This is a genomic window from Microcoleus sp. B5-D4 (assembly GCF_036705145.1).
Classification (GTDB): domain Bacteria; phylum Cyanobacteriota; class Cyanobacteriia; order Cyanobacteriales; family Microcoleaceae; genus Microcoleus.
In genome coordinates, this window is record NZ_JAUBTV010000045.1 from 49,798 (window position 1) to 59,471 (window position 9,674).

Consider the following 9,674-nt stretch of genomic DNA (forward strand, 5'->3'; position numbering starts at 1 on the left):
CCTACGGAAAATCAGGCTTTTGTAGTTTCGGGGCAACCACGGGGGGATTGCCCCTACGGAAAATCAGGCTTTTGTAGTTTCGGGGCAACCACGGGGGGATTGCCCCTACGGAAAATCAGGCTTTTGTAGGGGCGGTGCCCCCGTGCCCGCCCTCACCCACAGATGATTTCATGGGTATTTCAGGCATCGGGGCAACCACGGGGGGTTTGCCCCTACAAGAGAATGAAACCGCCCTGCCACATTAGGGCATTCTCACTTTCTGATATCCAATGAAAGCCAATTTACTGCTGATTGCAAGCTTATAGACGGCAATAGCAGCATTTAGAAAACCAGTTTTTGAGATGTTTCGGATTAATTAAATAAGCGTGCGAAGTGCGACCAGGATTTGGTATCAGATGAAAGCAACTTGAGTTAAATGATGACATAATCTTCGCCCAAAACAACTTGATTGACCTGTGGTTCCGGCTCTATTGGGTCGCTGTAATGAGTCTCAATGTGTTGGATGAAACTTTCCCGATAAGCTTTGAGATGCGAGTTAAGTGCTTCGATATCCTGTTCTCCTGTCGCGTAACCCCTCTCTTTTCGGAAGTGACCGGATTCCTTAACAAAAGCCATGTCTACTTGCCACAAAGCCTTATCAATCGGGCGATAGGACAAATCAACAATATCGTAAGCTGCAAATCCTTGAGACTTCATAAAACTCATTACCTCATACATCTGACCAAACAAAGTAACTTCTACAATTACATATTCAGTCTGCTGCAAAATCTCAGTTGCTCCCGCTAAAACATTTAATTCCTGTCCGTCTACATCAACTTTAATTAAATACGGGCCTGGCAAATTTCTTTCCCTGCATATTCCATCCAGCGTAATTGCTGGTATGTTTCTCAAATAAGGATCGCTGCTGTCAGTAACGCGATTTTCAGAAAGTGAAGAATGCACCATACCGGGACTGACGTTGAGGGTGAAAACTCCCGATTGTTTGCTCGCGGCTGCAATAATGTATTCTGCACTTTTGAGCTTGCGGCAAATTTTGGCTAGATAAGGTTCATTTTCGGCTATCGGCTCAATTAGCAAATGTCGCGAATCGGGGAAAGTTTCGTAAAGGTTAAAAGTTCCCAATGCGGCACCGACATCAATCACAGTTCTTGGTTGAAAACCTAACTTTTTAGCCAGCAGCAAGCTGCCTGACATCGAGTTTCTGAGAATTCCTGTTTGTTGTTGGCTCACAATTTTTTCCAGATTTCAATGTGGATATAATTAATATTATGTCTTGCAGCAGAGTTATTGTATGTCCGAATAAAGAAACGAAGCAATGGCAAACCTCCGCGATTGCTTCCCTGCGGATCGCAATGACAGAAATAGGTTTCAACTGAGATATTGCACCATTCTCAATCAGTTTTTTAGGAATAGGCATCTTGCCTGTTCCACGAGTAAATTTTCTTGTGGAACAGGCCGGAAAGCCTGTTAAGCGAGAATGGTGCAAGATGTGAGTTTCAACCCAACCTGCTATTATTTCGTGGATTTCTGCGCTTTGTTTTCCGGTTCTACAGATTGCAAAGCTTCGTCGAGAATTGCCCGTGCTTCTTCGGCTTTACTTCTAGCTTCTCGATAGCGGACATTAGCTTGAGCGAAGTTTTTGAGAACCTTGAAACCATCTTTCAAACGACCAATTTCCTCGGCAGTCACAGCCTCATCTGTAAACAAAATGTCGATCGCCGCCCGGATTTTGAGTGCTTCTTCGCGGGATTCCATGACTTTCAATTTGAGACTTGCCAAATTGCTCAAAATCTGCACGGCTTCAGTAATCGCGTCCTCGCCGTCAGACGCAGCATCTTCGATATCCTTAACTTCAACAAACTGCTTGGGCCCAAATCCCTCCACGAGTTCCGTAGGCAGCTTGCCCTCATCCATGAGATCCATCAGCCGATCCATCGCTTCTTCCCGGGCTTTGGCTGAATCTTTCCCCTTGACAGTTAAAATAATTTCGGGGCTTTGAGGAAGTGTATAGCGAACCATATTTTGACAGCCTGTGCGCGAAAACAATTGAATGATATTTTATCTTTATTTGATCGCCAGTTGCAGCTATCAATCTGCTCCATTACCAACCGCTTGCCAAAACTTGACACATATATAGCAATCCTCAGTGAGTCGTAAATTTTTTACCCCACCCCAACCCTCCCCGAACTCGCTCGCTTGGGAGTAAGAAATTCACAAATGATGCGAGGATTGCTATATACACTCAAAAGGAACCCTCGACAATGAAAGATAAATTTCTTAACTTTCTCAACTTGCTTTTAGTAGCTGATGTGTTTTTCGTTTTTGCCATTTTTGGGTGGTTTGTGATCGCAGTAGCAGGTCGATCGACCGGGGTGAATCTCGGTTTTGATTTGTGGTACAGTCTGTGGCAGCCCGTATTTAATCCCGCCCTGGGAATTCTTATGGGCGGTGCTATTCTCAGCGGTATAATTAACCAAGTTTCTAAACGCCTCAATCCCAAGTAAAATTGATGTTTTGTTGGAGACGGTGATTGGCGATCGTACTTAGTTGCCGATCGAACTTGTGGAATGCTTCAGAGATGAGGCACTCAATTAGGTCGATGAAGCTTGAAAATACATAAGTAGTCAAAAACGAGTGAAACGCTCCCCAAAGGAGCGATATCTTATCAAAGCAATCACAAAAGTTATGATAGCTTTACATTCTGTTACAGAGTAAAGTTTATTTTCGCCTACCTATTTACGTCAAAAATCAGGATTGGACGATCGGGATCTAAAAATATCAACTCATGTTCTAAGGAACAAAAGTCGGGCATTATGGGAGAACAAAAATGTATCGGTATCCTCACTAGCGGGGGTGACTGTGCAGGCTTAAACGCAGTTATTCGAGCCGTTGTCTACCGCGCAACGGGAACTTACAATTGGAAAGTGATGGGGATTCGTCAAGCCACCAACGGATTGATGAGTCGTCCCCCTGAAGCAATTCCCTTGGATATTGAGAAAGTAGACTCGTGGCTCACCATTGGCGGTACGATGCTAGGTACGACAAATAAGGGCGACCCTTTTGCTTTCCCGATGCCGGATGGGACTCTACGCGATCGTACTGAGGACATTATCGAAGGCTATCATCAACTAGGTCTGGATGCCTTAATTGGCATTGGTGGCGATGGCAGTCTCGCCATTCTCAGGAAGATTGCTCAACACGGCAATTTGAATTTAGTGGCTATTCCTAAAACAATTGATAATGATGTGGGAATTACCGAGCGTTCCATCGGTTTTGATACTGCGGTCAATATTGCGACTGAAGCACTCGATCGCTTGCATTTTACTGCGGCAAGTCACAGTCGCGTCATGATTGTTGAAGTCATGGGACGCGACGCGGGACATATTGCGATCAGTGCCGGAATTGCTGGGGGAGCTGATATAATTCTGATTCCCGAAATCCCTTACAAAATTTCCCAAATCTGCGCCCAAATCCAAGAACGCCAAGACCGGGGAAAAAACTACTGTTTAATTATAGTAGCGGAGGCAGTTCGCACTGAAGAAGGCGAGTTAGTAATGCACACAAATCGCTTAGGTCAAAGTCGATTAGGCGGAATTGGTCAGTATTTAGCTGATACAATTTCTGAGTGCAGCGGTGCAGAAACTCGCGTCACTGTTTTGGGACATATTCAACGCGGAGGAACTCCTTCATCGTTAGAAAGATTAGTTGCTTCTGCTTTTGGCGTCGCAGCAGTTGATTTAATTGCCGAAGAGAAATACGACTGCATGGTATCTTGGCAAAAGCGGGAAGTTGTGAGCGTTCCTCTGGAAGATGCGATCGCCAAATACAGACCTGTAGACTTCGATGGTACTCTGGTTAAAACGGCTCGCGGTTTAGGGATTTGTCTGGGAGACTAAACAATTACCCGTCCGATTTCTTAAAGGTTTAGTCGGGGACGCACTCAGAACCACAAAACAGGGTTAACCAAGACTGAGGGTTTTAAGCCAGTGTATGGTCGTAAAAAAAACCAAGGTGATGACCGGCCGTGCTTCCAGGACTAAGATTAACCTGGAAGTAGTGGCGTTTCAACTATGATTAGTGTACCTTGCAATTAGTTCCGAGCGAGTATCGACCCAGAGCGCGATCGCACTCGGAACTACCAAATACCGCAACAAGTGGAAAGGTGAGAAATTGACACCATTTACTACACAAATTAGAGTGCGCCATTACGAAATGGACGCCCTCGGTCACGTCAATAATGCTGTCTACCAGCATTATTTAGAACACGCTGCGATCGAACATTTAGAACATTTGGGATTTACTCTCGATCGCTACCGGGAATTGGGCGGCGTCTTTGTAATGCGGCGGATAGAGATTGACTATTTGCGATCGGCAGCCGCGGGCGATCGATTGGAGATATCCACTTGGATCGAACAAATGCGCGGCCCGCGCGCTGTCCGCCGCTACGAAATTCGCTTGGCTGGAAGTGACGAAATATTGTTAAAAGCCGAGGCGCTTTGGGTTTGGGTTGAAGTTACCACCATGCGCCCGCGAGCAATTCCCAAACAAATAATTGATATTTTTGAATCACAATCTCAAGCATTACCAACCTAGAGAAAAAATCAACTATTATATTTGCAAAATCATGTAAAAATCTCTTGGTTTGTAGTGACGGCTTCAGTCCTTCATTCCCCCTTTGTAGAAGTACAAAAAGTTGATTGTCGCCCGGGCCGGAAATCCCGATCGCAAAAAGTCGGATCGCCCGCCTGCCAGTTTGGATGCCACAGAGGTACGATGGAATAGAGGGAGGGAGGCCAAGCCCGGTAAGGTTAAGCTTGGCGACAATACCCAGAGGAAGGGAAAAATGACACTTAACTTGCGGCGACCGATTTTGATAGGCGGAATAGGACTTTCAGCAGCGCTGTGGCTGCTGGAAACTCTACAGCATTCGGGTTCAGAAATGGGCGAAACGGCACTCATCGGCTTGGCTGCTGCCGGTGCGGGGTATTGGTGGTGGAAGCAACAATCCCCCAAACTGGAACTCGCACTCCCGCAACCCCTGGCGAACCGGGAAGCAGCCGAAAAAGCGATCGCGGCTTCAGAAACCGCAATTAAATTGCTGGCTTCAGAAGCTCAAAACTCCGCCGATCCTGCTAATCTAACAGCAAAGCTCGATCGGCTCAGAAGCGAATTAGATAGACAAGATTTACGGATTACCGTAACAGGGGGCAAAGCTGTCGGCAAAACTGCCTTAATTCAAGTTTTAAATTCTAATTGGGCCTCTCAACACCCGCAAAAGCTTAGTTTACAAGAAACAGCAGCGCTGTTTGCTAATACAAATGCCGATGCCAAAATCAACGGTGATTTAGTGCTGTTTGTGACAGCGGGCGACATCACAGATTCCGAATTTAAAACATTATCTCAGCTAGCGTCCGCAGGTCAGCGCGTGTTGCTAGTCTGGAACAAACAAGACCAATATTTGCCAGAACAGCAGTCGCAGGTTTTGAACTCTTTGCAGCAGAAAATGCAAGGAATATTGGGGACAGAAGAGATAATTGCGATCGCAGCTTCTCCCAATTCTATTAAAGTGCGCCGACACCAAGCGGACGGCACAGTTCAAGAACGGATAGAAAATCAAGTCTCTCAACTTGAGCCACTGACGGAAAGATTGACTAAAATCTTAACGGAAGAACGGCAACAGTTGGTCTGGGCGAGTGCAGTGCGGGAGGCTGCAAGTATAAAGTTAGAGGCAAAAACCTTATTAAATGCGGTCAGGCGCGATCGGGCAATTCCCATTATCGAACAATATCAGTACATCGCCGCCGCCGCCGTCTTTACTAACCCGGTTCCAGCTTTAGACTTGCTAGCAACAACCGCCATCAGTACCCAACTCGTAATCGACCTCGGCGCCATCTACCAGCAAAAGTTTTCCTTAGACCAAGCTAAGACAGTAGCGGCAACTTTGGCAAGTCAAATGTTTAAATTGGGATTAGTAGAAATGTCTACCCAAACTATTACTGGACTGCTCAAAAGCAATGCCGTCACCTACGTAGCAGGAGGCGCGGTGCAGGGAATTAGTGCAGCATATTTTACCAGAATAGCTGGACTGAGTTTAATTGAATATTTCCAAAGTCGAGAAGGGGAAAATGCTGCAATAGGCATTTTAAATATCGACCAGTTGACTAAAACTTTGCAAGCAGTATTTACGCAAAATCAGCAAGTTTCTTTCTTGCAATCTTTCGTCAACCAAGTGGCGAGTCGCCTTTCATCTCAGGTATCTGGGCCAGAAACCGTTAAGTCGGCGGTCAATTAAGTAAAATAAAGGAACAGGCTCTTGGGCCTGTTCCACAAGACAGTTTTTTTGTTGTGGAAGAACAGGCTTTCCGGCCTGTTCCACAAGACAGTTTTTTTGTTGTGGAAGAACAGGCTTTCCGGCCTGTTCCACAAAAAAATTTTTGTTATTGTGGAAGAACAGGCTTTCCGGCCTGTTCCACAAAAAAATTTTTGTTCTTGTGGAACGGGCATCTTGCCCGTTCAATATTTTTTGGAAAACTCAAAACTAAAAAATTATAAATTTATGAAAAATTGTATTAAAATAAGAAATAGGATTTATAATTCGACGATCAATTATACCTGCTTAAAAAAGCCGATCGCCAATGGCTGACAATTCCCTTCAAGAAAATCGCTTATCTCTTGCCCGCGCCAGTTTGCGCGAATCCCTGGCGCGCTATTCCCACCTGCGCCAAGGGAAAAAAAACTCGAATAATACAGAATTAGAAGCCGCGCTGCAATATCAGTTAGATATCTTAACTTCCACCTCAGAAAAACTAGACTACAACGTCATTCGCATTGCTACTTTCGGCTTAGTCAGCCGTGGCAAGTCAGCCGTATTAAACGCGCTTTTAGGTCACAAAATTCTGCAAACAGGCCCTCTCAACGGCGTGACTCAGTGGCCGCGTTCCGTGCGCTGGAGTGTGCCTTTATCCTTCCTTGACAGCGAGGAACCCCCCCAACCCCCCCTTGCCAAGGGGGGGCTTATGGAACCCCCCCTTGCCAAAGGGGGGAAAGGAGGGGTGCAAGTAGAATTAATCGATACTCCGGGACTTGATGAAGTTGGCGGCGAAGTGCGCGGCGAAATGGCGAAACAAGTAACTCGCCAAGCTGACTTAATTCTGTTTGTCGTTGCAGGCGATATCACCAGAACTGAATATCAAGCATTGTGCGAATTGCAAACAGCTCAAAAACCGGTGATTTTAGTTTTTAATAAAATTGACCTGTATCCAGAATTAGACAGAAAAGCTATTTACAAAAGTTTGCAAGCGCTGGGAAATTCTGAAGAGCTAGCAGCCGCTGCGGTAACAGAGGAAACAGATAGCGAAAATTTGTCCGATCGCCCAAACAACTCCTCCCATAAATCTACTGTAAAATCACCGCCTAAAACTTCCAAATCTTTAGAAATAGTCATGGTAGCTGCCGAACCAGCGCCGGTGCAAGTGCGGGTGGAATGGTCTGACGGAAGAGTCAGTCACGAATGGGAGTCGCCGCCCGCGCAGATAGACGAACTAAAACATAAAATTTTGACAATTCTTAACAGAGAAGGTCGATCGCTCCTCGCTCTAAATGCTTTAGTTGAAGCTAGAGATGCCGAAGCAAACATTGCCCGTCACGTTCTCAAATTGCGACAAACAGAAGCCGAAGATTTAATCTGGCAATTTGCAAAATATAAAGCTTTGGCTGTCGGTTTAAATCCAGTGGCATTCTTGGATGTAATGGGAGCAAGTGTCGCAGATTTAGCCTTAATTCGCTCTTTATCCAGACTTTACGGCTTACCCATGACTGGTTACGAAGCCGGGAAACTTTGGCAGACTATTTTCTCCAGCGCTGGCGGCGTACTTTTGGGAGAATTGGGTAGCAGTTTTCTGTTGGGATTTGGCAAAAGTGCAGCCGCAGCGGCCCCGCACATCGGCTTTTCTACTTTTGCCGGAGTTGCTGTCACTCAAGCTAGTTTAGCAGCTTACGGAACCTACGCTGTCGGTCGTGCTGCCCAAGTTTACTTAGAAAAAGGCTGCACCTGGGGCCCCCTGGGGCAAGATACGGTAATTCAAGACATTCTCGCCACCATCGAGCGTAATACAATTATCGATCGGTTGCAGCAAGAGTTTAAAATATGACACAAACAACAGCCATTACTGAAATCATCCAAACTTTAGCAGATGTTGAATCTCGATTCAATATTACGCGAACTGAATCCGAGGAATTTTTCCCAGAATGGTATGCAGATTTACCCGAAATTACAGAAGTCGATAAAGCCGCCCTCAATTTAATTCGGCGGCGATATCTCTATCATTTAAATGATGGAATCCTTACAGAAGGAACCGTTACGCTAATCATGGGTTCGCCTCTATTGGAACGAGCGGGTTTTTACGATCCACCTTTTAAAATGATGGCTGAAAAATCTGTACAAATTCTTTTAGATGACGAGGATGATGAAGTAGAAACTCTCAAGGGACGGATTGATGTTTTAGTGATGCAAAATCAGTTTTGGGTGACACTCTTAGAGTCGAAGCGCACCACCATTTCCGTAATGTCTGCACTTCCCCAAACACTAGCATACATGACCGCCAATCCCCGCAAGGATAGACCGAGTTTTGCTGCGATGACAAATGGCAGTGAAATTGTATTCGTCAAGCTAGACTTTCAGAATCCGCCTCAATATGACTTATCAAGAATATTTTCACCTGTTCCTCTAATGAACGAACTTTATACGGTTCTTCAAGTCTTGAGAAAAATTGGTCAACTGATTGTGTAGCCCTAAAAATCTCAGTTGACTAGGGTGCGTCAATCGATTTTAGATTTTAGATTTTAGATTTTACCCACATTCCGCAGATATTTAGACAAATTTAATAGTTTTAAATTGGGAGGCATAAAGCCATGGAATCAATATATAGCAACGGTCTCAAGTATTGCTAAAAGTATATAATAGAGTCAGGAACAGAGGTGTAAAAAATCATGAATCAGCCCCCGGTCGCAATAAAAGTCCTCAACATCGATCATTTAGGAATAATAGCCGGAATTATCGATGAAATGGAACTGGTAGAATTAGTGAATAAACAAATCGGTATCAAAGAAAAAGAACTCCTAACTCCCGGACAAGTAATGAAAGCAATGATTTTGAATGGATTAGGATTTTTGAGCGCCCCTTTATACTTATTTGAACAATTTTTTGTGGGAAAAGCAACAGAACATCTGATTGGAGAAGGAGTATTACCATCACATTTAAATGATGACCGATTAGCCAGAGCCTTAGACAAATATTATGCAGCAGGCACAACACAACTATTTACAACAATCGCTATAAAAGCTGCCGAAAAATTTCAAGTAAAAATGAATAGCATTCATTTGGATGGAACTTCAATGTATGTACATGGGGAGTACGCAAAGCCGTCAGAAAAAGGAGTCAATTCAGTTAAGATTGAGTCAGAAGTGAAAATTCAAGAATCTGAGCATGAATCAGACATGAAAACCATAGAGCTCAAACATGGATATTCGAGGGATCATCGACCAGACCTCAAGCAATTTATTGTTGACATGATTTGTACAGGAGATGGAGATGTACCATTATATTTAAAAATAGACTCAGGAAATATCGATGACAAAAGTGTATTTGTAGAGCGATTAAAAGAATTCAAAAAGTC

Annotated in this window: 10 protein-coding genes; 7 read left to right on the forward strand and 3 right to left on the reverse strand. The window is 44.5% G+C overall.

Going from position 1 to position 9,674, the window contains the following annotated elements; translation table 11 throughout:
* Window positions 1-411 precede the first annotated feature (411 nt).
* The 3 genes from QUB10_RS20430 to QUB10_RS20440 form a co-directional block, all read right to left on the reverse strand.
* Complete coding sequence (locus QUB10_RS20430) at window positions 412-1,230, reverse strand: FkbM family methyltransferase (protein ID WP_333205028.1); 819 nt, start codon at window positions 1,228-1,230, stop codon at window positions 412-414.
* A complete protein-coding gene (locus tag QUB10_RS20435) occupies window positions 1,169-1,417 on the reverse strand; it encodes a hypothetical protein (RefSeq protein WP_333205030.1) in 249 nt (82 codons plus the stop codon). The genes QUB10_RS20430 and QUB10_RS20435 overlap by 62 nt, the downstream gene beginning before the upstream one ends.
* A gap of 95 nt (window positions 1,418-1,512) precedes the next feature.
* Window positions 1,513-2,019, reverse strand: coding sequence for a hypothetical protein (locus QUB10_RS20440; RefSeq protein WP_333205032.1), 507 nt, complete (start codon window positions 2,017-2,019; stop codon window positions 1,513-1,515).
* A 242-nt stretch (window positions 2,020-2,261) separates the two neighbouring features.
* On the opposite strand from QUB10_RS20440, the gene QUB10_RS20445 reads away from it, so the two are divergent.
* From QUB10_RS20445 to QUB10_RS20475, 7 genes are all read left to right on the forward strand, one after another.
* Entirely contained in the window at window positions 2,262-2,504 is a 243-nt protein-coding gene (locus QUB10_RS20445) for a hypothetical protein (RefSeq protein WP_333129419.1), read from the forward strand.
* 309 nt (window positions 2,505-2,813) lie between these two features.
* Window positions 2,814-3,896 (forward strand): ATP-dependent 6-phosphofructokinase, encoded by a 1,083-nt coding sequence (locus tag QUB10_RS20450; RefSeq protein WP_333205035.1) that lies wholly within the window; start codon window positions 2,814-2,816, stop codon window positions 3,894-3,896.
* Window positions 3,897-4,077: 181 nt separating this feature from the next.
* A complete protein-coding gene (locus tag QUB10_RS20455) occupies window positions 4,078-4,593 on the forward strand; it encodes a thioesterase family protein (RefSeq protein ID WP_333205037.1) in 516 nt (171 codons plus the stop codon).
* 250 nt (window positions 4,594-4,843) lie between these two features.
* The gene (locus QUB10_RS20460; RefSeq protein WP_333205045.1) at window positions 4,844-6,292 is read left to right on the forward strand and encodes a slr1306 family protein; all 1,449 of its coding nucleotides are present in this window, start codon (window positions 4,844-4,846) and stop codon (window positions 6,290-6,292) included.
* A 343-nt stretch (window positions 6,293-6,635) separates the two neighbouring features.
* Window positions 6,636-8,150 (forward strand): DUF697 domain-containing protein, encoded by a 1,515-nt coding sequence (locus QUB10_RS20465; RefSeq protein ID WP_333205039.1) that lies wholly within the window; start codon window positions 6,636-6,638, stop codon window positions 8,148-8,150.
* Window positions 8,147-8,788 carry a type I restriction endonuclease subunit R gene (locus tag QUB10_RS20470; protein ID WP_333205041.1) on the forward strand — a complete coding sequence of 214 codons (642 nt, stop codon included), beginning with the start codon at window positions 8,147-8,149 and terminating at the stop codon, window positions 8,786-8,788. The genes QUB10_RS20465 and QUB10_RS20470 overlap by 4 nt, the downstream gene beginning before the upstream one ends.
* Before the next feature lie 200 nt (window positions 8,789-8,988).
* Window positions 8,989-9,674 (forward strand): IS1634 family transposase (locus QUB10_RS20475; protein WP_333205043.1); only part of this gene is annotated, 686 nt, incomplete at its 3' end.